The sequence below is a fragment of the Streptomyces sp. NPDC003456 genome (assembly GCF_042878735.1).
Lineage (GTDB): Bacteria > Actinomycetota > Actinomycetes > Streptomycetales > Streptomycetaceae > Streptomyces.
Window position 1 is genome coordinate 223,852 of the sequence record NZ_JBIAOK010000003.1, and the last position, 26,554, is coordinate 250,405.

Annotated in this window: 21 protein-coding genes; 7 read left to right on the top strand and 14 right to left on the bottom strand. The window is 72.3% G+C overall.

The features are described from left to right. Positions 1-10: 10 nt before the first annotated feature. Together ACFYWG_RS12055 and ACFYWG_RS12060 are read right to left on the bottom strand one after the other, a co-directional pair. Positions 11-268: a hypothetical protein gene (locus ACFYWG_RS12055; RefSeq protein ID WP_376331670.1), complete on the bottom strand. Its 258-nt coding sequence runs from the start codon at positions 266-268 to the stop codon at positions 11-13. An 87-nt stretch (positions 269-355) separates the two neighbouring features. Beyond that, positions 356-1,240: a DUF4429 domain-containing protein gene (locus tag ACFYWG_RS12060; RefSeq protein WP_385418980.1), complete on the bottom strand. Its 885-nt coding sequence runs from the start codon at positions 1,238-1,240 to the stop codon at positions 356-358. 80 nt (positions 1,241-1,320) lie between these two features. Between ACFYWG_RS12060 and ACFYWG_RS12065 the strand changes: the two genes are divergently transcribed. Further along, entirely contained in the window at positions 1,321-2,919 is a 1,599-nt protein-coding gene (locus ACFYWG_RS12065; RefSeq protein WP_385418983.1) for a beta-N-acetylhexosaminidase, read from the top strand. 110 nt (positions 2,920-3,029) lie between these two features. Here the strand turns inward: ACFYWG_RS12065 and ACFYWG_RS12070 are convergent, their stop codons facing one another. The 10 genes from ACFYWG_RS12070 to ACFYWG_RS12115 all read right to left on the bottom strand — a co-directional run bounded on the left by ACFYWG_RS12070 (position 3,030) and on the right by ACFYWG_RS12115 (position 16,104). Then, entirely contained in the window at positions 3,030-4,802 is a 1,773-nt protein-coding gene (locus tag ACFYWG_RS12070) for an IucA/IucC family protein (protein WP_389200969.1), read from the bottom strand. After that, the gene (locus tag ACFYWG_RS12075; protein ID WP_376331678.1) at positions 4,799-5,350 is read right to left on the bottom strand and encodes a GNAT family N-acetyltransferase; all 552 of its coding nucleotides are present in this window, start codon (positions 5,348-5,350) and stop codon (positions 4,799-4,801) included. Before ACFYWG_RS12075 ends, ACFYWG_RS12070 begins: the two co-directional genes overlap by 4 nt. Continuing rightward, a complete protein-coding gene (locus ACFYWG_RS12080) occupies positions 5,347-6,624 on the bottom strand; it encodes a lysine N(6)-hydroxylase/L-ornithine N(5)-oxygenase family protein (protein ID WP_389200972.1) in 1,278 nt (425 codons plus the stop codon). The genes ACFYWG_RS12075 and ACFYWG_RS12080 overlap by 4 nt, the downstream gene beginning before the upstream one ends. Further along, positions 6,608-8,074 (bottom strand): lysine decarboxylase DesA, encoded by a 1,467-nt coding sequence (gene desA, locus ACFYWG_RS12085; protein WP_376331682.1) that lies wholly within the window; start codon positions 8,072-8,074, stop codon positions 6,608-6,610. Before desA ends, ACFYWG_RS12080 begins: the two co-directional genes overlap by 17 nt. A 156-nt stretch (positions 8,075-8,230) precedes the next feature. Further along, positions 8,231-9,073, bottom strand: a complete 843-nt coding sequence (locus tag ACFYWG_RS12090; protein ID WP_389200975.1) for a siderophore-interacting protein — start codon at positions 9,071-9,073, stop codon at positions 8,231-8,233. A 121-nt stretch (positions 9,074-9,194) separates the two neighbouring features. Then, on the bottom strand, positions 9,195-10,238 hold the full coding sequence (locus tag ACFYWG_RS12095) for an ABC transporter substrate-binding protein (protein WP_389200977.1): 1,044 nt from the start codon (positions 10,236-10,238) through the stop codon (positions 9,195-9,197). 205 nt (positions 10,239-10,443) lie between these two features. After that, entirely contained in the window at positions 10,444-11,604 is a 1,161-nt protein-coding gene (locus tag ACFYWG_RS12100; RefSeq protein ID WP_383499256.1) for an acyl-CoA dehydrogenase family protein, read from the bottom strand. 5 nt (positions 11,605-11,609) lie between these two features. Continuing rightward, positions 11,610-12,560 (bottom strand): hydroxymethylglutaryl-CoA lyase, encoded by a 951-nt coding sequence (locus ACFYWG_RS12105; RefSeq protein ID WP_389200979.1) that lies wholly within the window; start codon positions 12,558-12,560, stop codon positions 11,610-11,612. Next, entirely contained in the window at positions 12,557-14,473 is a 1,917-nt protein-coding gene (locus tag ACFYWG_RS12110; protein WP_389200981.1) for a biotin carboxylase N-terminal domain-containing protein, read from the bottom strand. The genes ACFYWG_RS12105 and ACFYWG_RS12110 overlap by 4 nt, the downstream gene beginning before the upstream one ends. Before the next feature lie 14 nt (positions 14,474-14,487). Then, positions 14,488-16,104: a carboxyl transferase domain-containing protein gene (locus tag ACFYWG_RS12115; RefSeq protein ID WP_383499247.1), complete on the bottom strand. Its 1,617-nt coding sequence runs from the start codon at positions 16,102-16,104 to the stop codon at positions 14,488-14,490. 86 nt (positions 16,105-16,190) lie between these two features. Here ACFYWG_RS12115 and ACFYWG_RS12120 point away from each other — a divergent pair, with 86 nt between their 5' ends. From ACFYWG_RS12120 to ACFYWG_RS12130, 3 genes are all read left to right on the top strand, one after another. Next, a complete protein-coding gene (locus ACFYWG_RS12120; RefSeq protein WP_376331693.1) occupies positions 16,191-16,784 on the top strand; it encodes a TetR/AcrR family transcriptional regulator in 594 nt (197 codons plus the stop codon). Positions 16,785-17,598: 814 nt separating this feature from the next. After that, positions 17,599-18,756 carry an acyl-CoA dehydrogenase family protein gene (locus ACFYWG_RS12125; RefSeq protein WP_356023214.1) on the top strand — a complete coding sequence of 386 codons (1,158 nt, stop codon included), beginning with the start codon at positions 17,599-17,601 and terminating at the stop codon, positions 18,754-18,756. A 35-nt stretch (positions 18,757-18,791) separates the two neighbouring features. Further along, positions 18,792-19,676 (top strand): acyl-CoA thioesterase, encoded by an 885-nt coding sequence (locus ACFYWG_RS12130; RefSeq protein WP_385418999.1) that lies wholly within the window; start codon positions 18,792-18,794, stop codon positions 19,674-19,676. A 112-nt stretch (positions 19,677-19,788) separates the two neighbouring features. On the opposite strand, the gene ACFYWG_RS12135 is transcribed toward ACFYWG_RS12130, so the two are convergent. Continuing rightward, a complete protein-coding gene (locus ACFYWG_RS12135) occupies positions 19,789-20,577 on the bottom strand; it encodes a phosphatase (RefSeq protein WP_376331697.1) in 789 nt (262 codons plus the stop codon). Between the two features lie 104 nt (positions 20,578-20,681). Further along, the gene (locus ACFYWG_RS12140) at positions 20,682-22,157 is read right to left on the bottom strand and encodes a PucR family transcriptional regulator (RefSeq protein ID WP_389200985.1); all 1,476 of its coding nucleotides are present in this window, start codon (positions 22,155-22,157) and stop codon (positions 20,682-20,684) included. A gap of 131 nt (positions 22,158-22,288) precedes the next feature. Here ACFYWG_RS12140 and ACFYWG_RS12145 point away from each other — a divergent pair, with 131 nt between their 5' ends. Genes ACFYWG_RS12145 through ACFYWG_RS12155 form a run of 3 tightly spaced genes read left to right on the top strand, consistent with a single transcriptional unit; the run spans position 22,289 to position 26,474 of the window. Beyond that, positions 22,289-23,755, top strand: a complete 1,467-nt coding sequence (locus tag ACFYWG_RS12145; RefSeq protein WP_389200987.1) for a sodium:solute symporter — start codon at positions 22,289-22,291, stop codon at positions 23,753-23,755. Positions 23,756-23,811: 56 nt separating this feature from the next. Continuing rightward, the gene (speB, locus tag ACFYWG_RS12150) at positions 23,812-24,792 is read left to right on the top strand and encodes an agmatinase (protein ID WP_389200989.1); all 981 of its coding nucleotides are present in this window, start codon (positions 23,812-23,814) and stop codon (positions 24,790-24,792) included. Continuing rightward, a complete protein-coding gene (locus tag ACFYWG_RS12155) occupies positions 24,789-26,474 on the top strand; it encodes a thiamine pyrophosphate-binding protein (RefSeq protein ID WP_383499231.1) in 1,686 nt (561 codons plus the stop codon). The genes speB and ACFYWG_RS12155 overlap by 4 nt, the downstream gene beginning before the upstream one ends. Positions 26,475-26,554: the final 80 nt, after the last annotated feature.

The window sequence follows — 26,554 nt, forward strand, 5'->3', positions numbered from 1 at the left end:
ATACGTATTCCTAGCCGTAGACGATGCGCCGCAGCTGCCGGAGCGAGAGCTCCGGCGGGGCCACCGCGCGGTACTTGAGGTCCGCCTCGATCCGCTCGAAGATCGCCGCGTTCACCAGGCCCTGGGCCTGGAGCTCGCGGTGGCGGCGACGGACGTACTCCTCGGTCGTCTCGTCGAAGTAGGCGAGCACGTCCTGGATCACACGCTGCGCCTCGCCCCGGCTGAGGGGGCTGGAGCGCGTCAGATGATCAACGAGTTCGTCGTGCACCCGATGATCCTGAAGCACGAGCGAGTCTTTCGCAAGAAATCTGCCCGATTCCGGGCAGGGCCTCGTGGCCGGCCCGGCAGCGTCCGGTCACATCCGCCTGAGGACCGCCTGCTTGGCCAGGGCGAACTCGTCGTCCGTCAGGACGCCCGTGCGGTGCAGCTCCCCGAGTTCCCGAAGCCGGCGCAGCAGGGCGTCGTGGTCGTCCTCGGCGGCCGCGGCCGGGGAGGAGGGCAGCTCCGGGCGCGCGTCCCGTACGGCGTCGCCGGCGGGCCGGGCCGGGTGCGGAAGCCTCGCCTGGACCGCCGCCGCGACCAGGGCCATCAGCGGGTCCTTCTTGAAGCCCCACAGCTCCACGGCGTTCGGGTCGTACTTGGGCGGGGTCTTGGTGGGCGCGTTGCGCACGGTGAAGCGCAGATGGCCGTTGTCCAGTCCGGCCGCGGGCTGCCACTGGACGCCGGTGACGTCGGCGAGCGCGAGCGTGCGGGTCCCGGCGGCGGCCTTGGCGTCCTCCGTCTTCCAGTTCCACTCCAGGCGTATGCGCTCGCCGTCGAAGCTCGCCGTGCCGTCCCCGGCGGACGCCGACAGGGGCACGGCCGGGCCCGGCAGCAGGTACTCGGTCACCGGGCCGGCCGGGACCCGGTCCAGCAGCAGCGCGTTGCGCACCTCGTCGGTCAGGTACTCGGCGACGCCGTAGCGGTCGGGCTCCACGACGAGCTGGTAGGGGTCGTGGGGCTCGGTGAGCCGCCCGCCGGTCGCGTGCAGCAGCGGATCCGCACCGTCGCGCAGGCGCAGCCGCAGCCGGCCCGCCTTCCTGCCCTGCTCGCACGAGATGCCCGCCAACGCGGCCAGCGGGACGACCAGTTCACCCAGCTCCCTGCGCAGCACACTGACGTTCTTGTCCCGCCCGGGCGTCAGCCGCAGGGCGTCGCCGTCGAAGATCCACGTGCCGTCCTTCTGGATGATTTCCGCCATGGGGTGGATTGTTCCACCCGTCTCACGGGAGAGTGGTCCAGACCTCTTGGAGCTCAACGGCTCATGGAAGGGACGGTTTTGTGAGAGACGGTCTCGTACGACAGCACCACAGAACGCTTCGCCTTCTCGGTTCCCTGCTGCTCGTCGCGGTGGGCGTCTGCGCCACCGGCGCCGCTCCGGCCCGGGCGGCCGCTCCCACCCCGCTGGACCGGGTCGTCCCGGCACCCGCGTCGGTCACGCCCGGCGGCGCCCCGTACCGGATCACGCGCGGCACGCACATCCGCGTCGACGGCTCGCGCGAGGCGCGGCAGGTCGCGCAGTACCTCGCGGACATCCTGCGGCCCTCCACCGGGTACCGGCTGCCGGTCACCACGCGCGGCGAGGGCGGCATCCGACTGGCCCTGACCCGGGGCGACTTCGGCGCCGAGGGCTACCGCCTGAGCAGCTCCCCGCGAGCGGTGACGATCAGCGCCAGGACGCCCGCGGGCCTCTTCCACGGCGTGCAGACCCTGCGCCAGCTCCTGCCCGCGGCGGTCGAGAGGGACACGGTCCAGCCCGGCCCCTGGACGGTCGCCGGCGGCACCGTGACCGACACCCCGCGCTACGGCTGGCGCGGCGCCATGCTCGACGTCTCCCGGCACTTCTTCACCGTGGAGCAGGTCAAGCGCTACATCGACCAGCTCGCCCTGTACAAGCTCAACAAGCTGCACCTGCACCTCAGCGACGACCAGGGCTGGCGCATCGCCATCGACTCCTGGCCGCGCCTGGCCACCTACGGCGGCTCCACCGAGGTCGGCGGCGGACCCGGCGGCCACTACACCAAGGCCGACTACCAGGAGATCGTGCGCTACGCCGCCTCCCGCCACCTGGAGGTCGTCCCCGAGATCGACATGCCCGGCCACACCAACGCCGCGCTCGCCTCCTACGCCGAGCTCAACTGCGACGGCGTGGCCCCGCCGCTGTACACCGGCACCGCGGTCGGCTTCAGCTCGCTGTGCGTCGGCAAGGACGTCACCTACGACTTCGTGGACGACGTGATCCGGGAGCTGGCCGCGCTCACCCCCGGCAGGTACCTGCACATCGGGGGCGACGAGGCCCACTCCACCAGCCACGAGGACTACGCGGCGTTCATGGACCGCGTGCAGCCGATCGTGGCGAAGTACGGCAAGACCGTCGTCGGCTGGCACCAGCTGACCGGGGCGACCCCGGCCGAGGGCGCGCTCGCGCAGTACTGGGGTCTGGACCGCACCTCGGCGCAGGAGAAGGCACGCGTGGTGAAGGCCGCGCAGAACGGGACGGGACTCGTCCTGTCCCCGGCCGACCGGGCCTACCTCGACATGAAGTACACCGAGGACACGCCCCTGGGACTGTCCTGGGCGGGGTACGTCGAGGTGCGGCGGTCCTACGACTGGGACCCCGGGACCTATCTGCCCGGGGTGCCGGAGGGCGCGGTGAAGGGGGTCGAGGCGCCCCTGTGGTCCGAGACGCTGGAGGACTCCGGGCACATCGAGTTCATGGCGTTCCCGCGCCTGCCCGGTGTTGCCGAGCTGGGGTGGTCGCCGGCTGACACCCACGACTGGGAGCGGTACAAGGTGCGGCTCGCTGCGCAGGCCGAGCGGTGGAACGCCCTGGGCATCGAGTGGTATCGGTCACCGCAGGTTCCGTGGGGTGCGCAGTGATGCGTCCGCCGCCCGGTGGGGGCTGGGCGCGCAGTTCCCCGCGCCCCTGACGGGGCACGGGGACGGGCACCCCGGAGGACCGTACTCCGGGGTGCCCGTCCGTCCGGGGGTCAGAAGCCGGCGATCGGGTTCTTCAGGGTGCCGATCAGCTGGAGGGCTCCGGACGGGTCGGCGAGGTCCACCATCTGCCGGTTGTTGCGCAGCTGGAGGCGGTTGAGGCAGGACAGCGCGAACTCGGGGGCGAACATGTCGTACTGCCGGAACCTGTCCGCCAGTGAGGGCATCGACTCCTGGTAGGCGCGGGTGACCTCCGCGACCGTGCGCCAGAAGTCGTCCTCGGCCAGGATGCCCTCGGTGGCGAGGTTCGCCGCGAGGAAGCGGAAGAAGCAGTCGAAGACGTCCGTGAAGATCGACAGCAGCTTCGTGTCCTCGGGGACGTCCACACGCACCCGCTCGACCGCCGGCGGCAGCACCGCGTCGGCGTCCATGACCGCGATCTCCTCGGCGATGTCCTTGTAGATCGCCCGCTGCACCACCCCGTCCTTCAGCACCAGGATGACGTTCTCGCCGTGCGGCATGTAGACCAGGTCGTAGGCGTAGAAGCTGTGCAGCAGCGGAGTGAAGTAGGCCTGGAGGTAGCGGCGCAGCCACTCCACCGGGGTGAGGCCCGACTGCCGGATCAGCGCGCCCGCGACCGAGGCGCCCTGGTCGTCGACGTGCACCAGGGACGCCATCGTGGCCAGGGACTCGCCCTCCCGCAGCGACGGCACCGGGCTCTCCCGCCACAGCGCGGCCAGCATCTTGCGGTAGGGCGAGTACCGGTCGGTCGCCTGCTCGTACTCCAGGTGCCGGTAGCCGACGGCGGCCCGCTCCCGGATGATCGACAGGCCCGTGGACCGCAGCACCGGGTCGTTCTCGATGAGCTGGGCCAGCCAGTCGTTGATGGCGGGGGTGGCCTCCATGTAGGCCGCCGACAGGCCGCGCATGAAGCCCATGTTGATGACGGACAGAGCCGTCTTGACGTAGTGCTTCGGGGGGCTGGTCCGGTTGAAGAAGGTCCGGATGGACTGCTGGGCCAGGTACTCGTCGTCGCCCTCGCCCAGGCACACCAGGTTCCGCCGGGCGACCTCGGCGGCGAAGGTGACGGAGAGCTTGTTCCACCACTGCCAGGGGTGGACCGGGATGAGCAGGTAGTCGGCCGGGTCCAGGCCCTGCTCGCGCAGCACGGCGTGGAAGCGCTCGACGGTCTCGCCGCCCAGCTCCTCGCGCAGGAACGACTCGTACTCGACGCCGGCACCGGCGGTGAACGCGGCGCGCGAGCGGTGCGCGGCCAGCCAGACCAGCCGGACGGGATTCGCGGTCTCCGGCGCGTACGACAGGTACTCGTGGATGCCGAAGCCGAGCCGCCCGTTGTTGGCGACGAAGCACGGGTGGCCCTCGGTCATCGAGGTCTCGACCGTCTGGAAGTCGGCGCGCGCCAGCTCGGCCGCCGGCACGGCCGGCTTGGTGAGCTTGTAGCAGGTGCCGGAGAGGGTGGAGGAGATCTCCTCCAGGTAGACCGGCAGGATCTCGTCGCTCAGGCCCAGGGACTTCTGCAGCTCGATGAAGAAGTCCAGCGCGGACAGCGGGACTTCGGCGCCGTCCCGGTGACGGGTGATCGACTCGGCGTCGACCTGCCAGTGGTCCAGGGCGCGGATCACCGCGGTGAAGGTGTACCGGGTCAGCCCGTCGTCGCTGCGGACGGTGTACCGGCCCTCGCCGTCGGCCTCGGGCGTGAGGAGGCGCTCGTGCGTGAACTCGGCGAGCGCCTTGCGGATCAGGAGGCGGTTGGCCCGCGCCCAGCGGTGGGGGGACAGGTGCGCCACGGCGTCGGACAGGGTCATACGGCTGCTCCTCGGGCTGCCAGGAACTGTTCACGCGTGCAGAAGCTCAGCAGCGCGCGCTTCTCCGGCTTGTCGATCTCGCGCTCGGCGACGAAGCCGACGGCCTCGTTGAGCGCGTGGACGGCCTTGTTGCCGACGTCGGGCTCCACCACGACCCGCCGGGTGCGCGGGTCGGCGAACAGCTCCTCCATCACGGTCGTGATGACGGCCCGGGTGAACCCGTGGATCGGCCGGTCGGTCGGCGCGACCAGGAAGTGCATGCCGACGTCGCCGGGCTGCGGCTCGTACAGCCCGACCAGCTCCACGTACCGCGGGTCGTACGTCTCCATGAGGAACGCGGGCCTGCCCTCGTGCAGGCCGAGGAACGCGTCGTGGTGCTCGTGGGCCGCGATGCGCATGTACTCGCGCTCGACGTCCTGGAGTTTCGCGTCCTGCATCATCCAGTAGGCCGCCTTGGGGTGGGTGACCCAGGTGTGCAGTGTCCCGGCGTCCTTCAGGGGGTCCAGAGGGCGGACGGTGAGCCGGCCGACACCGGTGCTGCTGCTCATACGGCGAACTCCTGGAACGCGATCGTCTTCTCCACCGGGTAGTACTCGGAGCCGAGCAGCTCGCGGATGATGTACGCGTTCCGGTACGGGCCCATGCCCAGGTCGGGGCTGGTGATGCTGTGCGTGTGGACACCGGCGTTCTGCAGGAACACGCCGCGGCCGGTGATGTCGACGGCGTAGTTGCGCGCCACGTCGAAGTTGCCCTGCGCGTCGTAGACGAGGCGGTCCCTGACCGGCGCGAGGAACTCGGGCTCGGCGTACTTGTAGCCCGTGGCGAGGATCAGGCCGTCGGAGACCAGCTCGAAGTCCTTGACCTGCTCCTCCTGGCGGAAACCGAGGGTGTAGGTGCCGTCCTCGTACCGGGCGCTGTGCAGCGCGGAGTTGGTGAGCAGCCGGGTGGGGACGGGGCCGGCGAGGTTCTTCCGGTAGAGCAGGTCGAAGATCTCGTTGATCAGGTCGCCGTCGATGCCCTTGAACAGGCCCTTCTGCTCGGCGGTGAGGCGGTAGCGGGTCGCCTCGGGCAGCGCGCGGAAGTAGTCGACGTACTCCGGGGACGTCATCTCCAGCGTGAGCTTGGTGTACTCCAGCGGGAAGAAGCGCGGGGAGCGGGTGACCCAGTTCAGCCGGTAGCCGTGGACGTCGATCTCGCCGAGCAGGTCCTGGTAGATCTCGGCGGCCGACTGGCCCGAGCCGACCAGGGTGATCGACTCCTTCTTCTGCAGCTCCGCCTTGTGCTGCAGGTAGCGGGAGTTGTGGATGAAGTCGCCGCCCAGGTCCCGGCACGCCTCGGGGATGTGGGGCGGGGTGCCGGTGCCGAGCACGAGGTGCCGGGCGCGGTAGGTGCCGCCGCCGGCGGTGTGCACGACGTAGAGGTCGTCCTCGTACGTCACCTCGGTGACGGTGGTGCCGAAGCGGATGCTGCTCAGCTTGCCCGCGGCCCAGCGGCAGTAGTCGTCGTACTCGACGCGCAGCGGGTAGAAGTTCTCCCGGATGTAGAACGAGTACAGCCGGCCCTTCTCCTTCAGGTAGTTGAGGAAGGAGTACGGGGACGTGGGGTCGGCGAGGGTGACCAGGTCCGACATGAACGGGGTCTGGAGGTGGGCGCCGTCCAGGAACATGCCCGCGTGCCACTCGAAGTCGGGCTTCGACTCCAGGAAGACGCCGTCGAGTTCGTCGATGGGCTCGGTGAGGCAGGCCAGGCCGAGGTTGAAGGGGCCGAGCCCGATCCCCACGAAGTCGTGGGTGCTGGTTCGGTTGTCAGGACGCGCGGTCAAGGGACTCTCCCAGGTACTGCTCGGCGTGGCCGGCGATCAGGTCGAGGACGGCGGCGATGTCGGACACCGTCGTCTCGGGGTTCAGCAGGGTGAACTTCAGGTAGTGGCGGCCGCCGACCTTGGTGCCCGCGACGACGGCGTCACCGGAGGCGAACAGGGCCTTGCGGGCGTAGAGGTTGGCGCGGTCGATCTCGGCCGGGTCGGTGACGGCCGCCGGGACGTAGCGGAAGACCAGGGTGGACAGGCTCGGCTCGACCACGACGTCGAAGCGCGGGTCGGCGGCGAGCAGCTTCCAGCCCTCCCGGGCCAGGGCGCACACCTCGTCGAAGAGCTGACCGATGCCGTCGGCGCCCATGGTGCGCAGCGTCATCCACAGCTTCAGGGCGTCGAAGCGGCGCGTGGTCTGCAGGGACTTGTCCACCTGGTTGGGGATACGTTCCTGCACCATGCGGCGCGGGTTGAGGTACTCGGCGTGGTAGGTGGCGTGCCGGAGCGTGGTGGCGTCCCGGACCAGGACGGCCGAGGAACTCACCGGCTGGAAGAAGGACTTGTGGTAGTCGACGGTGACGGAGTCGGCGCGCTCGATGCCGGTCAGGCGGTCCCGGTGCTTCAGGGAGGCGAGCAGTCCGCAGCCGTAGGCGGCGTCGACGTGCATCCAGGTGCCGTACTGCTCGCACAGCTCGGCGATCTCGGGCAGCGGGTCGATCGAACCGAAGTCGGTGGTGCCCGCGGTGGCGACGACGGCCATGGGGACGAGGCCGGCCTCCGTGCAGCGCTCCAGTTCGCGGGCGAGGGCGACGGTCTGCATGCGCTTGTCGTGGTCGACGGGCACGGAGACCACCGCGTCCTGCCCGAGGCCGAGGAGCTTCGCGGACTTCTTCACGCTGAAGTGGCTGACCTCGGAGGCGAAGATGCGCAGTTTCGCGAGCGAGGCCGGACCTTCCCACCCGTCCCGCCCCGGCTTGGCCTCCTCGCGGGCCAGCAGCAGCGCCTGGAGGTTGGACTGGGTGCCGCCGGAGGTGAACACGCCGTCGGCGTTCTCCCCGAGGCCGATGCGGGCGTTCGTCCAGTCGATGAGCTTGCGCTCGATGAGGGTGCCGCCGGCCGACTGGTCCCAGGTGTCCAGGGAGGAGTTGACGGCGGACAGGACGGCCTCGCCGAGCACGGCCGGGATGACGACCGGGCAGTTGAGGTGGGCCAGGTAGCGGGGGTGGTGGAAGTAGATCGCGTCCCGGAGGTAGACCTCCTCCAGCTCGTCGAGCACCGCGGTGGTGTCGTGCAGCGGCTGGTCGAGGTCGATCCCGTCGATGCGCGGCGCGAGGGCGTCGACGGTCACACCGGTGAACGGCCGGTCGGTGGCGGCGAGTTTGGCGGCCACCCGCTCGACTCCGTCGGTCACGGAGCGGCGGTACTGCTCCGCGGTGGTGTCGTTGAGCAGGTGCGAGCGCATGTGCGGGTCCTCCGGTGGGGACAGTCCGGGGCGGATCGGTGACGGGCTGAACCGCGGGTTCAACTTAGGTTAGCCTAACCTAAGTTCAGAGAGGCGTGGGAGGGGTGGGAGTGTTGCGTGACCGTGATCACTCGGCCACCCGGCGGGACGCCGCGCCTAGCCCTCGGCGCGCAACTGCTCCTCGCTGACGCCGCGGCGCCAGTAGCCGACGAAGGTGACCCGGTGGCGGTCGACACCCCGCTCCGCCACGAAGTGCCGGCGCAGCTCCTTCACGCACCCCGACTCACCGGCGAGCCAGACGTACGGCCGCTCGGCGGACCCGAAGTCCGCCGCCCGGACGGCGTCCAGGGCGGTGGGCGCCCCCTCGGCGCGCACCAGCCAGGTGATCTCGGCCTGGGCCGCGGTCGCCAGGTCCTGGACGTCGCCGGCGTGGGGCACCTCCAGCCAGACCCGGGCACGGGCGCCGGCCGGCAGCGACTCCACGACGGCCGAGGCGGCCGGCACGGCGGTCTCGTCACCCCAGACGACCACGAGGTCGCTGTCCGCGGGCGGCCGGAAGCGGATCGCCCGGTTGTCGGCGACCGCCGGCCCCAGCAGCAGCACCCGGTCGCCCGCCGCGGCCCGGGCCGCCCAGCGGGCCGCGGGACCCGCCTCGCCGTGGGCGCCCGGTCCGACGCCGTGCAGGACGAAGTCGATGTCGATCTCGTCCGGGTCCCGGCGCAGCGCGCGCAGGGTGTACGACCGCATCACGGCCCGCACGCCGTCCGGCAGTTCGCGCCAGCCCTGCCACCAGCCGTCCCCCAGTTCCACCGGCACGACCGGCTCGGACTGGCCCGGGTGCGGCAAGAACAGGGAGAGCGACTGGTCGCGGCCGTCGGAGTGGAAGGCGTGCAGATCGGGCCCCGCGAAGGTGACCCGGGCCAGGGACGGCCCGAGCCGCCTCGTCCGCACGACCTGGAGGGAGAAGAAGCGGAACGGGGCGGCCACGGCGGTGGTCATGAGGGCTCCTGATGTGTCACCGGGGGTGGGGTGGCGCCCCGTCGGGGGCAGGGGGAGCCGCGCGGCCGGCCGTCCGCGGCCCGCGGCCGCCGTGCGCGCGCAGCTCCCGCGGTGTGCGGTGTCAGCCGACCTTCTTCGCCGTCTCGATCGCCTTCGCCAGGTTCTCCACCAGCGGCGCGCACTTGCCGTAGGACAGGATGGGCTCGGCCGAACGCGGGATGACCTGGCCGGCCTTGACCGCGGGCAGCTTCTTCCAGGTCGCCTCGGTGATGTCGGCCGGCTGGATGGCCGAGGTGCGGTCGTCCATCATGATGATGTCGGCCTTGTACTTGTCGACGTTCTCCCAGCTGAGGCTCTCGAACCAGCCGCCGCCCTGGGTCTTGGCCTTCTCCGGCGGCTCGACGAAGCGCACGCCGAGCGCCTTGAAGTACTCCAGGTCGATGGAGAGGTTGGTGCCGGAGACGTAGAACAGCTCCTGGCTCGCGGAGCCGGCCATCACGGTGATCTCGGGACGGGCCTTGGCGGCCTTGCGCAGTCGCTCGGAGGCCGCCTCGAAGCGCTTCTTGGCGTCCGCGGCCTTCGCGGCCTTCATGTCGCCGCCGAGGGACTCGGCCAGCTCCCACATCCGCTGCAGGGGCGCGGTGATCTGACGGTCGTAGACGGAGATGCCGACGCTCGGGGCGAGCTTGGCGATCTTGTCCTTGGAGGTCGCCGGGACGTACCAGAGGGTGCCGGCGTCGTCGAACATGGTGGAGATCAGCACGTCCGGGGCGAGGGCCGCGTACTTCTCGACGTTGAACTGGTCCCAGGCGTTGCCGAGGACCGTCAGCTTGCTGACGTCCATGTCGCCGGCCTGGACGTCGGCCTTGCCGTCCTCGGTCTTCGTCGGGCCGAACACGCCCTTGACCTCGACGCCGTAGTCGTACAGGGCCGCGGCGACACCGGTGAAGGCGACGATGGTCGCGGGGGCCTTGTCGAGCTTCACGGTCGTGCCGCGGTCGTCCTTGAACGACCAGGGGCCGGACGCGGCGGCACCCTTCGCGCCGGAGCCGCCGTCCTTGGAGTCCTCACTGCCACACGCGGTCACGAGGGCGCCGAGCCCGAGGGCACCACCGGCGGCGAGCAGGCCGCGACGGGAGAGGCGGGCGGATATGGCGTTCGACATGACGGGGTCTGCTTTCGTGCGTACGGAGCCACTGCGGGCGCGGCCGGCAGCCGCTTGGCTGAGATCACGATTAGGTTAGCCTAACCTCGCTCTGTGTCCAGGGGGGCCTGGGGGTGTGCCCGAGGTGGGGCGCCGCACGCCGACGGGCGCGGTGATCCGGATCACCGCGCCCGCTGTCAGGCCGTCTCGGCCGTGTGCTGCGGCCTCAGCCGACCAGCCCCAACTCCCGGGCGATCAGCATGCGCTGGACCTCGCTCGTGCCCTCGCCGATCTCAAGGATCTTGGAGTCGCGCCACATGCGGGCGACCGGGTACTCGTTCATGAAGCCGTAGCCGCCGTGGATCTGGGTGGCCTCCCGGGCGTTGTCCACCGCGACCGTGGACGAGTGGAGCTTGGCCAGGGCCGCCTCCTTCTTGAACGAGGCGCCGGTCACCAGGCGGGCCGCCGCGTCGCGCCAGGCGAGGCGGGCCGTGTGGGCCTTCATCTCCATGTCCGCGATCTTGAACTGGATGGCCTGGTTCGACCCGATCGGCTTGCCGAACGCGTGGCGCTCCTTGGCGTACTTGACCGACTCGTCGACACAGCCCTGGGCCAGACCCGTCGCCAGCGCCGCGATGGCGACGCGGCCCTCGTCCAGGATGCGCAGGAACTGGGCGTAGCCGCGGCCCTCCTCGCCCAGCAGGTTCGCCGCCGGGACGCGGACGTCCGCGAAGGACAGCTCGCGGGTGTCCGAGGCGTTCCAGCCGACCTTGGAGTACGGGGCCGCGACCGTGAAGCCGGGCGTGCCCGAGGGGACGATGATCGAGGAGATCCGCGGCCGGCCGTCGGGCTTGCGGCCCGTGACGGCCGTGACCGTCACCAGGCCCGTGATGTCCGTGCCCGAGTTGGTGATGAAGCACTTCGTGCCGTTGACGACCCACTCGTTCGTCGACTCGTCCAGCCGGGCCGTCGTCCGCGTCGCCCCCGCGTCGCTGCCGCCGTCCGGCTCGGTCAGGCCGAACGCGCCCAGGATCTCGCCCGAGCACAGGCGGGGCAGCCACTCCTGCTTCTGGGCCTCGGTGCCGTACAGGTGGATCGGCATCGCGCCGAGCGAGACACCCGCCTCCAGGGTGATGGCGATCGAGGAGTCGACCCGGGCCAGCTCCTCCAGGGCCACGCCGAGGGCCAGGTAGTCACCGCCCATGCCGCCGTACTCCTCCGGGAAGGGCAGGCCGAACAGCCCCATGCGGCCCATCTCCCGCACGATCTCGTACGGGAACTCGTGCCGCTCGTAGAAGTCGCCGATCTTCGGCGCCACCACCTCGTGGGCGAACTCCTCGACGGTGCGGCGGAGTTCCTCCAGTTCGGGGGAGAGACGGTAGTCCATGGTGATCACTGCTCCTCGGTGTCCTCGTGGGACAGAGCTCGTACGGTGCGGGAGGGGCTGGGTCGGCCCAGTCGGGCGGCCATCCACGTGCTCGTGGCGACGAGGCGGCCGAGGTCGATGCCGGTGTCGATGCCGAGGCCCCGCAGCATCCACACGAGGTCTTCGGTGGCGAGGTTGCCCGTCGCCGACTTCGCGTACGGGCAGCCGCCCAGGCCGCCCGCCGAGGCGTCGACCGTCGTGACGCCCTGCTGGAGCGCCGCGAGCGTGTTGGCCAGGGCCTGGCCGTAGGTGTCGTGGAAGTGCACGCCGAGGGCGGACGGCGGCACCCCCGCCTCGTCCAGGGCGGCGAGGAGCGCGACGACGTGACCGGGGGTCGCGACGCCGATGGTGTCGCCCAGGCTCAGTTCGTCGCAGCCCATGTCCAGCAGGGCGCGGCAGACCCGCACCACCTGCGGGACGGGGACCGCGCCCTCCCACGGGTCGCCGAAGCACATGGAGAGGTAGCCGCGGACGTGCACGCCCGCGGACTTCGCCCGGTTCACCACCGGCTCGAACATCGCCAGGGCCTCGTCCACCGTGCGGTTGAGGTTGGCCTTGGCGAAGGACTCCGTGGCGCTGGCGAAGACGGCGACCCGCCGGGCGCCCAGGGCCAGGGCGCGGTCCAGGCCGCGTTCGTTCGGCACCAGGACCGGGAGCTGCACCGGGAGATCGGCGACCATCGGGAACAGGGCTTCGGCGTCCGCCAGTTGGGGGACCCACTTGGGGTGGACGAAGCTCGTCGCCTCGACGGTGGTCAGGCCGGCGCCGGCCAGACGGCGGATGAACTCCGCCTTCACCTCCGTGGGGACCGTGCCCTTCTCGTTCTGCAGGCCGTCGCGCGCCCCCACCTCGTGGATGCGCACCCGGGCGGGCAGGTCCCGGGCGGGCACGGTCATGGGGAGTCCCGGTGCTGTCATTCCGCCGCCTCCTCGTGCGGTGCGATGACCGCCAGGACCTGGTCCATGGCGACCGTGGTGCCCGGCGCGACGTCCAGTTCGGCGACCGTGCCGGCGTGCGGGGCGGAGATGACGTGCTCCATCTTCATCGCCTCCACCACCAGCAGGCTCTGGCCGGCGCTCACCTCGTCGCCGACGGCCACCTTCACCACGGTCACCGTGCCGGGCATCGGCGCGGTCAGCGAGTCGGCGCCCCCGTGGGCCGCCCGGGTGAGGGACGCGGCCACCGGGTCGTGGTCGCGGACGTGCCAGGCGTCGCCGTCCCGGCCGAGCCAGTCCGCGGCGCGGTGGAAGGTGTGCCGGACGCCGTCCAGGGTCACCGCGACCCGGTCGTCGCCGACCGCCGCCGTGCCGCGCGGGAGGTACTCCAGCGGCTCCTGCACCTTCAGGTGGAAGGCGGGCGGCTTCGGCCGGCCGCCCAGGCGCCAGCCGCTCGGGACCGAGAAGGGATCCGTCCAGCCGCCCGGTTCGGGCTTCAGGCCCTCCAGGCGGACGGCCGCCGCCGCCTCGTACACCTCCTCCGGCACGTCCGTGGGGACCAGGTCCTCGACCGCGCGCTCGACCAGGCCCGTGTCCATGTCGCCGGAGACCACCGCCGGGTGGGCCAGCAGGCGGCGCAGGAAACCGGCGTTGGTCTGCACGCCGAGCGTGACCGTCTCGGCCAGGGCCGCGCGCAGCTTGCGCAGGGCCGTGGCCCGGTCGGGGCCGTAGGCGATGACCTTGGAGAGCATCGGGTCGTAGAGGCTGCCGACCTCCGTGCCCTCGGTGAGGCCCGAGTCGGTGCGCACCCCGTCGCCCTGCGGCTCGCGCAGCCTGAGCACCGTGCCGCCGGAGGGCAGGAAGCCGCGCGCCGGGTCCTCGGCGCAGATGCGGGCCTCCACCGCGTGACCGGTGAGCCGTACGTCCTGCTGCGTGAAGCCGAGGGATTCGCCCGCCGCGACCCGCAGCTGCCACTCGACCAGGTCCAGGCCGGTGACCAGCTCGGTGACCGGGTGCTCGACCTGGAGGCGGGTGTTCATCTCCATGAAGTAGTACGACGACGGGTCGGTGCCGGGGACGATGAACTCCACCGTGCCCGCGCCCCGGTAGCCGCAGGAGCGGGCCGCCTGGACCGCCGCCTCGCCCATCGCGGCACGCGTCTCCTCGTCGAGCAGGACGCTCGGCGCCTCCTCGATGATCTTCTGGTGGCGGCGCTGGAGGGAGCACTCGCGCTCGCCCAGATGGACCACGTTGCCGTGGCCGTCGGCGAGGACCTGGATCTCGATGTGGCGGGGCCGGTCGATCCAGCGCTCCACCAGCAGCGTGTCGTCGCCGAAGGAGGCCCGGGCCTCACGGCGGGCCGAGGCGATCTCGTCCTCCAGCCGGCTCAGGTCCCGCACCAGGCGCATGCCCTTGCCGCCGCCGCCCGCACTCGGCTTCAGCAGCACCGGCGCGCCCAGCTCGCGGGCCGCCTCGGCCAGCTCCGGGTCCCGGCCGCCGGGCACCACCGGCACCCCGGCCTCCCGGACCGTCTCCTTGGCGCGGATCTTGTCGCCCATCAGCGCGATCGCGTCCGCCGGGGGACCGATGAAGACCAGTCCCGCCTCGGCGCAGGCGCGTGCGAAGCCGGCGTTCTCGGCGAGGAAGCCGTAGCCCGGGTGGACCGCCTGGGCGCCGGTGCGGGCCGCCGCCTCCAGCAGGCGCTCCACCGACAGGTAGCTCTCGATGGCGGGGGCCGGGCCGATCCGGACCGCCGTGTCCGCCTCGCGGACGTGCCGGGCGTCGGCGTCCGCGTCGGAGAAGACGGCCACCGAGCGCACGCCCATCGACCGCAGCGTCCGGATGACGCGGACGGCGATCTCGCCTCGGTTGGCCACCAGCACTGTCTCGAACATCGTCGTCCGTCCCCTCACATCCGGAAGACGCCGAACTGGGGGTCACCCAGGGGCGCGTTGGCGCAGGCGGTCAGGGCCAGGCCCAGGACCTGACGGGTGTCCATCGGGTCGATGACCCCGTCGTCCCACAGGCGGGCCGTCGCGTAGTAGGCGCTGCCCTGGCGCTCGTACTGGGCGCGGATCGGGGCCTTGAAGGCGTCCTCCTCCTGCGCCGGCCAGGACTCGCCGCGGGCCTCCAGCTGGTCGCGCTTGACCGTGGCGAGGACCGAGGCGGCCTGCTCGCCGCCCATGACGGAGATCTTGGCGTTCGGCCACATCCACAGGAAGCGGGGGGAGTACGCCCGGCCGCACATCGAGTAGTTGCCCGCGCCGTACGAGCCGCCGACCACGACCGTGAGCTTCGGTACGCGGGTGCAGGCCACGGCCGTGACCATCTTGGCGCCGTGCTTGGCGATGCCGCCCGCCTCGTAGTCCTTGCCGACCATGAAGCCCGAGATGTTCTGCAGGAACACCAGCGGGATGCCGCGCTGGTCGCACAGCTCGATGAAGTGGGCGCCCTTCTGGGCGGACTCGGCGAACAGGATGCCGTTGTTGGCGACGATGCCCACCGGGTGGCCGTGGATCCGGGCGAAGCCGGTGACCAGGGTCTGGCCGAACTCGGACTTGAACTCGGCGAATCGCGAGCCGTCGACGACCCGGGCGATGATCTCGCGCACGTCGTAGGGGGTGCGGGAGTCGACCGGGACCGCGCCGTAGAGGCCGTGCGGGTCGACCTTGGGCTCGACGGGCTCGGTGACCTCCCAGGGCAGGGGGCCCCGGGCCGGGAGGGTGGAGACGATCGTGCGGACGATGCGCAGGGCGTGCGCGTCGTTCTCCGCGAGGTGGTCCGTGACGCCCGAGACGCGCGAGTGCACCTCGCCGCCGCCGAGCTCCTCCGCGGTGACCACCTCGCCGGTGGCCGCCTTCACCAGGGGCGGGCCGCCGAGGAAGATCGTGCCCTGGTTGCGGACGATCACGGCCTCGTCGCTCATCGCCGGGACGTACGCCCCGCCGGCCGTGCAGGAGCCGAGCACGGCGGCGATCTGGGGGATCCCGGCGCCGGACATGCGGGCCTGGTTGTAGAAGATCCGGCCGAAGTGGTCCCGGTCCGGGAAGACCTCGTCCTGCATGGGCAGGAAGGCGCCGCCGGAGTCCACCAGGTAGACGCAGGGCAGGCGGTTGTCGAGGGCGACCTCCTGGGCGCGGAGGTGCTTCTTGACCGTCATCGGGTAGTACGTGCCGCCCTTGACCGTGGCGTCGTTGGCGACGATCACGGTCTCGCGGCCGCTGACCCGGCCGATGCCGGCGATGACCCCGGCGGCCGGGGCCTGGTCCTCGTACAGCCCGTCGGCCGCGAGCGGGGCCAGCTCCAGGAACGGTGATCCCGGGTCCAGGAGGGTGTCCACCCGGTCGCGGGGGAGCAGCTTGCCGCGCGCCGTGTGGCGGGCGCGGGCCTTCTCGCCCCCGCCCTGTGCGGCCCTGGCGAGCTTGGCGCGCAGCTCCTCCACGAGGGTGCGGTGCGCCTCCTCGTTGGCCCGAAAGGCCTCCGACGCGGGGTCTGCCGCGCTCGTGAGCTCCGGTGCCTCGTGCATCCTGCGGGTCCCCTCACGTGTTAATGAGCGTTAACGCATTTCCTTCAGGTTAACGAGCGCTAACCTCGCTGTCTAGAATCGATTTCATGGCCACCAGAACCGACGCCCCCACCCGCCGCGAGCAGATCCTCAAGGAGGCCGCGCGGCTGTTCGCCGAGCGAGGCTTCCACGGGGTCGGGGTCGACGAGATAGGCGCCGCGGTCGGGATCAGCGGGCCCGGGCTGTACCGGCACTTCCCGGGCAAGGACGCGATGCTCGCGGAACTGCTGGTCGGGATCAGCGGGCAGTTGCTGACCGGGGCGAAGCGGAGGGTTGCGGAGGCGGACGGGGAGGGGGCGGAGGGGGTGCTGGACTCGCTGATCGAGGGGCACATCGACTTCGCGCTCGACGACCGGCCTCTGATCACCCTGCACGACCGGGAGCTGGATCGCCTCCGGGACAGTGACCGGAAGATGGTGCGGCAGCTGCAGCGGCAGTACGTGGAGCTGTGGGTGGGGGTCGTGCGGGAGGTGTACCCCGGGTTGGGGGAGCCGGCGGCGCGGTCGGCGGTGCACTCGGTGTTCGGGCTGCTGAACTCGACGCCGCATCTGGGGAGGAGCGGGGTGCTGCCGGGGCGGGGGGCGACGGCGGAGCTGCTGCACCGGATGGCCCGGGGGGCGTTCGCGGCGGCGGGGGACTAGGTTTCCCACCCAACCCACCCGAAACGGCCCGGTGACAGGCCCTGCCCCCTCCGGGGCTCCGCCCCGGACCCCGGCGGGGGCTGCGCCCCCTGCACCCCGGTTCGTCCGCCCGCCTGAGGCTGTCGGGTAAGCCCGGGGCTCCGCCGCGGGCCCCGGCGGGGGCTGCGCCCTGCACCCCGGTTCGGCCGTCCAGCCGAATCTGTCGGGTAAGCCCGGCTCCCCCGGGGCTCCGCCCCAGGCCCAGGCGGAGGCTGCGCCCCCTGCATCCGGTGCAACGGCGCGCGAAGGGTGACGGCCCGCCTCGCCCGGGGCTCCGCCCCGGACCCCGGCGCCTCCGGTTCGCCGGTCTGTCCATTCGGAGCTGTCGGGTGACAGGCTCGGCCCCCGGGGGCTCCGCCCCGGTCCCCGGCGGGGGCTGCGCCCCCTGCACCCCGGTTCGGCCGTCCATCCGAAGCTGTCGGGTAAGCCCGGCCCTGCCGGGGCTCCGCACCGGACCTCGGCGACGGCTGCGCCCCCCTGCACCCCGTTCGTCCGAAGCTGTTGGGGGGCAGGCCCCTCGGGGCTCGGCCCGCCGCCCGGCGGGGGCTGCGCCCCCCCGCCCTCCCGTTTCGCCAGCCCGTCCGTTCGAAGCTGTCGAGCAACAGGCCCGGCCCGCCACCGCCCTCCGTCCCGGCCCCGGTCGGGCCTCGCCGCCCCCCGCCTCCCGGCCCCAGCGTGACGAGCGTTACCCCCGACCCACCCTGGACGCGTCCGGATACTGGCCGGTATCTTTGGCTGAGCAAGCGCTTAGACATGATGTCGTGGAGGTGGCGGCGTGCGCCGTACGGTGTTCAACGAGGATCACGAGGCGTTCCGGGAGACCCTTCGCGCCTTCATCGAGGCCGAGGTCGTGCCCGTCTACGACGAGTGGTTCGCGGCGGGCCAGGCGCCCCGCGACTTCTACTACAAGCTCGGTGAGCTGGGCATCTTCGGCATCAACGTGCCGGAGGAGTTCGGCGGCGCCGGTCTCGACTCGCACAAGTTCGAGGCCGTGCTGTACGAGGAGACCGCCCGCGCCGGCGTCCAGTTCGGCGGCTCCGGCGTGCACGTGCTGCTCGCCCTGCCGTACATCAAGATGCTGGCGACGGACGAGCAGAAGAAGCGGTACCTGCCGAAGTTCGTCACCGGCGAGGAGATGTGGGCCATCGCGATGACGGAGCCGGGCACCGGTTCCGACCTCGCGGGCATGAAGTCCACCGCCAAGCTGAGCGAGGACGGCACGCACTACGTCCTCAACGGCGCCAAGACCTTCATCACCGGCGGCGTGCACGCCGACCGCGTGATCGTGTGCGCCCGCACCTCCGCGCCCACCGCCGAGGACCGCCGCCACGGCATCTCCCTGTTCGCCGTGGACACCAAGTCCGAGGGCTACTCCGTCGGCCGCAAGCTCGACAAGCTCGGCCTGAAGACCTCCGACACCGCCGAGCTGGCGTTCGTCGACGTCAAGGTGCCCGTCGAGGACCTCCTCGGCGAGGAGAACAAGGGCTTCTACTACCTCGGCCACAACCTCGCCTCCGAGCGCTGGGGCATCGCCTTCGGCGCCTACGCCCAGGCCAAGGCCGCGGTCCGGTTCGCCAAGCAGTACGTGCAGGAGCGCACCGTCTTCGGCAAGCCCGTCGCGCACTTCCAGAACACCAAGTTCGAGCTGGCCGCCTGCCAGGCCGAGGTGGACGCCGCCGAGGCCGTCGCCGACCGCGCCACCGAGGCCCTGGACGCCGGTGAGCTGACCCCCGCCGAGGCCGCCTCCGCGAAGCTGTTCTGCACCGAGGTCGCCCACCGCGTCATCGACCGCTGCCTCCAGCTGCACGGCGGCTACGGCTACATGAACGAGTACCCGATCGCCCGCCTGTACGCGGACAACCGCGTCAACCGCATCTACGGCGGCACCAGCGAGATCATGAAGTCGATCATCGCCAAGGACATGGGCCTGTAAGGCCCCGGCAACCACGGGCCGGTACAACCGACTTCATGAGCCAGGCACTCCAGGACCTCCTCGATCTGCTCGACCTGGAGCAGATCGAGGAGAACATCTTCCGCGGCCGGTCCCGGTCCGCCGTGGTCCCCCGGGTCTTCGGCGGCCAGGTCGCGGCCCAGGCGCTGGTCGCCGCCGGGCGTACGGTCCCGGCGGACCGGCCGCCCCACTCGTTGCACGCGTACTTCCTGCGCATGGGCGACCCGGGCGCGCCCATCGTCTACGACGTCGAGCGCATCCGCGACGGCCGGTCCTTCACCACCCGCCGGGTGGTCGCGGTCCAGCACGGCCGGCCGATCTTCTCGCTGTCCGCGTCTTTCCAGGAGCACGAGGAGGGCATGGACCACCAGGCGCCCATGCCGCCCGCCCCGGACCCGGCGGCGCTGCCCACCTCGCAGGAGCGGTTCCGAGGCTACGACCACCTCGACCCCGGGGTCGTCGCGCACTTCCTCGCCGCACGCGAGGCCATCGACCTGCGCTACGTCGAGGAACCGCCCTACGGCCGGTTCGGGGAGCCGCGCGAGCCGCACTCCCAGGTGTGGTTCCGCACCAACGGCAAGCTCGACGGGCCCGTCGACAACGCCCTACTGCACATCGTGCTCGCCACCTACGTCTCCGACATGACCCTGCTCGACTCGGTCCTGCTCGCGCACGGCCGCGGCGGCTGGGCGGTCGGCGACGTCGTCGGGGCCTCCCTGGACCACGCCATGTGGTTCCACCGGCCGTTCCGCGCCGACGAATGGCTGCTGTACGACCAGGAGTCCCCCTCGGCCTCCGGCGGGCGCGGCCTCGGGCAGGCCCGCATCTACACGCAGGACGGCCGGCTCGCCGTGTCGGTCATCCAGGAGGGCGTCGTGCGGGTCCCCCGCGCCCGTCACTGACCTCGGCCAGGTCGTCCGGCGGCAGGTCCGGGGCACGCGGTCGCGGGTGCGGCCCCGTTCCCGTCCACCGGCCGAGCGACGACCGGCTTCCCCCCGGGACCTCCTCCGGGCCCTAGCCCAGGCCCGCCTCCGAGAGCAGGTAGGCCGTCATCGGGTCGTAGTGGCGCGGGCTGATCACGTGGTCGTCGAGGGGGACCGTCACCTGCACGGTGCCCTCGGCCTCCGCCAGGAACAGGGCCGGGTCGTTGCAGTCGGCGTAGCCGACGGAGTCCACGCCGTGCTGTCCGGCGTAGCCCGCCCAGCCGTGGTCGGCGACGACCAGGTCGGGCAGCGGGCGGCCCGCGCGCTCCAGGGCCGTCAGGATCGCCTTCATCGGTTCGCCCGAGTGGGTGTGCCACAGGGTCGCGCCGTGCTCCAGGACCGCCACGTCCGCGAACTGCATGACGTAGCCCTCCTCGGTCGTCAGCCCGTCGGGGATGACGACGATCTCGCAGCCGGCCGCGCGCAGCGCCGCCGCGGTCGCGCGGTGGACGTCGAGCAGGCCGCCGGGGTGGCCGGTGGCGAACAGGACGCGCTGGCCGCCGTCGGCCGCCTTGCGCAGCCGCGCGGCGAGCCGCTCCAGGGCCGAGACCGTCAGCTCGGGGTCGATCGTGTCCTGGCCGTACCGGTGCCCGGGGTCGTCGTTGACGCCGACGCGCTCCGCCATCACCGCGAGGACGTCCTGCTCGTCGGTCCAGCGGTCGCCGAGCTCCAGGCCGAGCCAGTAGTGGCGGTCGCCGTTCGCCAGCTTGCGGTAGTGGGAGAGGTTGTTCTCGCGCGGGGTGGCGACGTCGCCCGCGATGCGCGTCCGGACGAGATGGTCGAGGAGTTCGGCGCGGCTGGGGGTCCCGGTTATCGGCATGGGTCCCATTGTGGGGCAGCCCCAGGTGGGCGTCCCTGGGTATCGCGCGCTGGGACGTGCGTCACGTACTCAGGGCGGGCCCGGTCAGGGGTGGGCGCGGGTACTCAGAGCCGCCGCAGCGCGAACCACAGCTCCATGCGGACGTCCGGGTCGTCGAGGTCGGTCCCCAGCAGGCTCGCGCAGCGGGCGACGCGCTGGCGCACGGTGTTGCGGTGCACGGACAGGGCCACGGCCGTGCGGTCCCAACTGCCGTGCAGGGACAGCCAGGTGCGCAGGGTCTCGGTGAGCGCGGGGTGGGCCGTGACCGGGGCGAGGAGCACCCGGGCGTGCGCCGCCGCCTCGCCGGGCGGGACCAGGTCGGCCAGGGCGGGGCGCGGGGCGTGCCGGAGCAGCGGGGTGCGGGTGGCGCGGGCCCGGGACAGGGCGCGGGCCGCCTGGGTGTCGGCGGCGGCCCAGTCGGCCGGGGCCGCGGGGGCGCTGACGCCGAGGGTCCAGCCGGGCAGCGGGGCCGGGACGCGGCCGGCCGGCACCAGGACCCGTACGGCGTCGCCCGCCGGGTCGACCAGGGCGGAGCCGAGGGCGGCGCCCAGGGCGGAGGCGGCGACGGGGTCCGGGGGGCCGTCCGTGTCCGGCCGGGCGTGCACGACGACCCACTCCCCGTCGCCGAGCAGCGGGGCGACCTCCTCGGGCGGCGCGCCCAGCAGCAGCCGCACCAGCGCGGCGGACCGGGCGGCGCCGCTGCCGCCGTGCTGTTCGCCGGTGAGGAGGGACAGCAGGACCGCGGCGACCGAGGCGATGGTGTGGTCGCCGGGGTCGCGGGCCGGGGCCGCCACCCCGAGGACGAACCCGTGCCCGGCGCCGAGCGCGTACGCGGCGAGATGGAGGCCGGCGGTGGTGTCGGCGGCGGAGGTGGGCCCGGGGCGTCCGGCCGCCTCTCCGGCCGGCCGGACCACGCCCGCCAGCGCCGCCAGGGCCGCGCGCGCCTCGGCCGCGGGTTCCCGGCCGGCCGCCGCGAGCCGCGCGCCGTCCGGTCCGTAGAGCACCGCCCACCCGGCCAGCCGCCGGGCGAGCTGCCGCAGGACCGAGGGGACCGGGTCGGGCCGGGAGGCTGCGGAGGCGAGGTGCTGCTGGGCGTCGGCCACCCGGCGCAGTTCCGCCAGGCGCGCCCGGGCCATCAGCTGCCAGACCGCGCGCGCCACACCCGAGAAGGTGGTGCGCGGCGGCACCTCCAGCAACGGCAGGCGGTGCCGTGCGCAGGCCGCGGCCAGGGCGTCCGGCACCGTGTCGTGCACCGGGGCCACGCCGAAGCCCAGTGCCGCGCCGCCCGCCGCGACGATCCGGGACACGTAGTCGTCGAAGTAGCCGGGTCCGGCGTCCTGCGGGATGTGCACCCCGGCCGAGAGCAGCAGTTCCCCGCCGAGCAGGTACGGGAACGGGTCGGCCATCTCCGAGGTGTGCACCCAGTGCACGACCCGGTCCGGGTCGTCCGGGCCGGCCACCTGCCGCAGGCCCAGGTCCTCGCGGGCCAGCAGGGCGGACAGCCGGACCGGCGGGGTGGGCGGGACGGCCGGTTCCGGCATGGTGTGCGTTCCCTCCATACCGAGCGGTTCGAATGGATGAAACGTACACTTCGCAGTCGCTTTCCGGCCACCTAGGGTCAGTCCTCGTCCACCTCGTCCCCGAACGAGCGAGCGCGTGCGAAGGAGGCCCCATGGCCGTCGACTACCTCGTGATCGTCGTCTATCTGGCCGGGATGCTGGCCATGGGCTGGTGGGGCATGCGCCGCGCCCGCTCCAAGAGCGAGTTCCTGGTGGCCGGCCGCCGCCTCGGCCCGGCCATGTACTCCGGCACCATGGCGGCGATCGTCCTGGGCGGCGCCTCCACCATCGGCGGTGTGGGGCTGGGCTACCAGTACGGCCTGTCCGGTGCCTGGATGGTGTTCACCATCGGCCTGGGCCTGCTCGTCCTGTCCGTCCTCTTCTCCGCCCGCATCGCCCGCCTGAAGGTCTACACGGTCTCCGAGATGCTGGACCTGCGCTACGGCGGCGGTCGCGCCGGGGTCGTCTCCGGCCTCGTGATGTGGGCGTACACGCTGATGCTCGCCGTGACCTCGACCATCGCCTACGCCACGATCTTCGACGTGCTGTTCGACATCAACCGCACGCTGGCGATCGTCCTCGGCGGGTCGATCGTGGTGGCGTACTCCACCCTCGGCGGCATGTGGTCGATCACGCTCACCGACATGGTGCAGTTCGTCGTGAAGACCGTCGGCGTGCTGCTCCTGCTGCTGCCCATCGCCGTCGTGAAGGCCGGCGGGTTCGCCGAGATGAAGGCGCAGCTGCCCACCGAGTACTTCGACCCGCTGGGCATCGGCGGCGAGACGATCTTCACCTACGTGCTGATCTACACCTTCGGCATGCTCATCGGGCAGGACATCTGGCAGCGGGTCTTCACCGCCCGCAGCGACCGCACCGCCAAGTGGGGCGGCACCGTCGCGGGCACGTACTGCCTCGCCTACGCCCTCGCCGGCGCCGTCATCGGCACGGCCGCCAAGGTGCTGTACCCGAAGCTCGGCAGCCCGGACGACGCCTTCGCGACCATCGTGAAGGACGAACTGCCCATGGGCGTGCGCGGGCTGGTGCTCGCCGCCGCGCTGGCCGCCGTGATGTCGACCTCCTCGGGCGCGCTGATCGCCTGCGCCACCGTGGCCAACAACGACATCTGGTCGCGGCTGCGGGGGATCGGCCGGAGCGCACCGGCCGGAGACCACGACGAGGTGAAGGGCAACCGGGCCTTCATCCTGATCATGGGCGTGGCGGTGATCGGCACGGCCATCGCGATCGACAACGTCGTGGAGGCCCTGACCGTCGCCTACAACCTCCTCGTCGGCGGCCTGCTCGTGCCGATCCTCGGCGGCCTGGTGTGGAGGCGCGGCACCGTGTACGGCGCACTGGCCTCCGTGCTGGTCGGCGGCGTCGCGGTCGTCGTGCTGATGGCCACCCACGGCATCCTCGCCAACGAGCCGGTCTACTACGGCCTGCTGGCCTCGCTCGCCGCCTACGTGATCGTCTCCCTGGCGACCCCGGCCACCGACGCGGCCGTCCTCGCGGCCTGGCGCGAACGCCTCGCCGGGCGATCACCCGAACTCGCGTCCGAACCGGTCCCGGCCGCCCAGTAAAGTCGTAGAGCAAGCAGTACATACGCGATGAAGCGTAGGAAAGAAGGCATTACTTCATGAGCAGCAACGAGACCCCGCGCGGCCCCGTCGACTCCTCCCGCGTCCCGCGGTACTCCGGCCCCGCCACCTTCGCCCGGCTGCCCCGGCTGGACGAGGTCGGCCGCGCCGACGTCGCCGTGGTCGGTGTGCCGTTCGACTCCGGCGTCTCGTACCGGCCGGGCGCCCGCTTCGGCGGCAACGCGATCCGTGAGGCGTCCCGGCTGCTGCGCCCCTACAACCCGGCGCAGGACGCCTCGCCCTTCGCCCTGGCGCAGGTCGCGGACGGCGGCGACATCGCCGTGAACCCGTTCAACATCAACGAGGCCGTGGAGACCGTCGAGGCCGCCGCGGACGACCTGCTCGGCACGGGCGCCCGGCTGATGACCCTCGGGGGCGACCACACCATCGCGCTGCCCCTGCTGCGCTCGGTCGCCAAGAAGCACGGCCCCGTCGCCCTGCTGCACTTCGACGCCCACCTGGACACCTGGGACACCTACTTCGGCGCCGAGTACACCCACGGCACCCCGTTCCGCCGCGCGGTCGAGGAGGGCATCCTCGACACCGAGGCGCTCTCCCACGTCGGCACCCGCGGCCCGCTGTACGGCAAGCAGGACCTGACCGACGACGAGAAGATGGGCTTCGGCATCGTCACCTCCGCCGACGTCTACCGGCGCGGCGCCGACGAGGTCGCCGACCAGCTCCGCCAGCGCATCGGCGACCGGCCGCTGTACATCTCCATCGACATCGACTGCCTCGACCCGGCCCACGCCCCCGGCACGGGCACGCCCGAGGCCGGCGGCATGACCTCGCGCGAGCTGCTGGAGATCCTGCGCGGCCTGGCCTCCTGCAACCTGGTCTCGGCCGACGTCGTCGAGGTGGCCCCCGCGTACGATCACGCCGAGATCACGTCGGTGGCCGCGTCCCACACGGCGTACGAACTGACCACGATCATGTCCCGCCAGATCGCCGCGGCCCGGAAGGACTCGGAAGCCAAGTGACCCACGACCACGACCTGGTGCTCCGCCCGACGCCCGCGCAGACGGAGGCCGCCCTCAACCCTCCTCCCGGCCGCAACGGCGGAGACCTGGTCGTGGAGACGCTGGCCGGGCTCGGCGCCACGACCGTCTTCGGCCTGCCCGGCCAGCACGCCCTCGGCATGTTCGACGCGCTGCGCCGCTCCGACCTGCGCTACATCGGCCTGCGGGTGGAGAACAACGCCGGGTTCGCGGCCGACGCCTACGGCCGGATCACCGGTGAGGCCGCGCCGCTGCTGCTGTCGACCGGGCCGGGCGCGCTGACGTCCCTCGCCGCGCTCCAGGAGGCGGCGGCCGCCTCCGCGCCGGTGCTGGCGATCAGCAGCCAGGTCCCGACGGCGGGCCTCGGCGGCGGCCGCCACGGCTACCTGCACGAACTGCCCGACCAGGCGGCCTCGTTCCGTGGCGTGGTGAAGTCCGTCCACACCGTGCGCACCCAGTCGCAGATCCCCTCGGCCGTCGAGGCGGCCTGGAAGTCGGCACTGACCGCCCCGCACGGGCCGGTGTGGGTGGAGATCCCGCAGGACGTGCTCCTCGCCCGGACGTCGATCCCGGTCGTCACCGGCGGCGACGCCTTCCCCGAGGAACTGGTGCCGCGCCCCGAGCTGACCGCCGTCGCCGCCGACCTGCTGTCCCGGGCGGCCCGGCCGGCGATCATCGCGGGCGGGGGCGTGGTCCGCGCGGACGCCTCCGGCAAGCTGAAGCAACTGGCGGAACGGCTCCGGGCCCCCGTCGTCACCACCCCCGGCGGCAAGGGCGCATTTCCCTGGAACCACCCGCTGTCCCTGCAGTCCTGGATCGAGGACCGCCACACCACCGACTTCCTGGAGGACGCGGACGTCCTGCTGGTCGTCGGCTCGGGGCTCGGTGAGCTCTCCTCGAACTACCACACGTTCAAGCCGCGCGGCCGAGTCGTCCAGATCGAGGCCGACCTCGGCAAGCTGGAGTCCAACCACCCGGCCCTCGGCATCCACGCCGACGCCCGCCTCGCCCTGCAGGCCCTGCTGGAGACGGTCACGCCCCGGGAGGACGCGGCCGCGGCGGACCGCGTCCGCGAGGTGCTGGCGAAGGTCGCCGGCCGCATCGCCGCCCAGGACCTCACCCTCGAGCAGGAGGTGCTGGCGTCCGTGCGCAGGGCGCTGCCCGCCGACTCCCCCTCCTTCTGGGACATGACGATCCTGGCGTACTGGGCCTGGTCGGCCTTCGACGCCAAGGGCCCCAACCACATGCACTCCGCGCAGGGCGCCGGCGGCCTCGGCTACGGCTTCCCGGCGGCCCTGGGCGCGGCGGCGGCCGACCCGACCCGCCCCGTCCTCGCGGTCTCCGGCGACGGCGGCGCCCTGTACTCGATCGCCGAGCTGGCCACCGCCCGCCAGTACGACCTCAACGTCACCTGGCTCATCGTCGACGACGGCGGCTACGGCATCCTGCGCGAGTACATGAACGACGCGTTCGGCGAGGCGACCGCGACCGAACTGACCCGGCCCGACTACGTGGCCCTGGCCGAGTCCTTCGGCGTGCCCGGGGTCCGCACGAGCCCGGAGAACCTGGAGCAGGACCTCGCCAAGGCGTTCGCGTCGCCCGGCCCCTCGGTGGTGCTGCTGCCGGCCGTGCTGCGGATGTTCGCACCGACCCACCTGGACTGAGCGCCCGGCCCGGCGGCCTCGAACCGAGCGGGTGGTACTCCCCGGGGGCGGGGGCGCGAGCCGGTAACGACTCGCACAAG

Bases quoted from the DNA above. Each gene is read 5' to 3' on its own strand.
- ACFYWG_RS12145 (WP_389200987.1), top strand. From the start codon at position 22,289: ATGGCCGTCGACTACCTCGTGATCGTCGTCTATCTGGCCGGGATGCTG.
- ACFYWG_RS12075 (WP_376331678.1), bottom strand. From the start codon at position 5,350: ATGAGCAGCAGCACCGGTGTCGGCCGGCTCACCGTCCGCCCTCTGGAC.
- ACFYWG_RS12140 (WP_389200985.1), bottom strand. From the start codon at position 22,157: ATGCCGGAACCGGCCGTCCCGCCCACCCCGCCGGTCCGGCTGTCCGCC.
- desA (WP_376331682.1), bottom strand. From the start codon at position 8,074: ATGCGCTCGCACCTGCTCAACGACACCACCGCGGAGCAGTACCGCCGC.
- ACFYWG_RS12120 (WP_376331693.1), top strand. From the start codon at position 16,191: ATGGCCACCAGAACCGACGCCCCCACCCGCCGCGAGCAGATCCTCAAG.
- ACFYWG_RS12100 (WP_383499256.1), bottom strand. From the start codon at position 11,604: ATGGACTACCGTCTCTCCCCCGAACTGGAGGAACTCCGCCGCACCGTC.
- ACFYWG_RS12135 (WP_376331697.1), bottom strand. From the start codon at position 20,577: ATGCCGATAACCGGGACCCCCAGCCGCGCCGAACTCCTCGACCATCTC.
- ACFYWG_RS12130 (WP_385418999.1), top strand. From the start codon at position 18,792: ATGAGCCAGGCACTCCAGGACCTCCTCGATCTGCTCGACCTGGAGCAG.
- speB (WP_389200989.1), top strand. From the start codon at position 23,812: ATGAGCAGCAACGAGACCCCGCGCGGCCCCGTCGACTCCTCCCGCGTC.
- ACFYWG_RS12095 (WP_389200977.1), bottom strand. From the start codon at position 10,238: ATGTCGAACGCCATATCCGCCCGCCTCTCCCGTCGCGGCCTGCTCGCC.
- ACFYWG_RS12060 (WP_385418980.1), bottom strand. From the start codon at position 1,240: ATGGCGGAAATCATCCAGAAGGACGGCACGTGGATCTTCGACGGCGAC.
- ACFYWG_RS12070 (WP_389200969.1), bottom strand. From the start codon at position 4,802: ATGACCCTGTCCGACGCCGTGGCGCACCTGTCCCCCCACCGCTGGGCG.
- ACFYWG_RS12105 (WP_389200979.1), bottom strand. From the start codon at position 12,560: ATGACAGCACCGGGACTCCCCATGACCGTGCCCGCCCGGGACCTGCCC.
- ACFYWG_RS12115 (WP_383499247.1), bottom strand. From the start codon at position 16,104: ATGCACGAGGCACCGGAGCTCACGAGCGCGGCAGACCCCGCGTCGGAG.
- ACFYWG_RS12110 (WP_389200981.1), bottom strand. From the start codon at position 14,473: ATGTTCGAGACAGTGCTGGTGGCCAACCGAGGCGAGATCGCCGTCCGC.
- ACFYWG_RS12090 (WP_389200975.1), bottom strand. From the start codon at position 9,073: ATGACCACCGCCGTGGCCGCCCCGTTCCGCTTCTTCTCCCTCCAGGTC.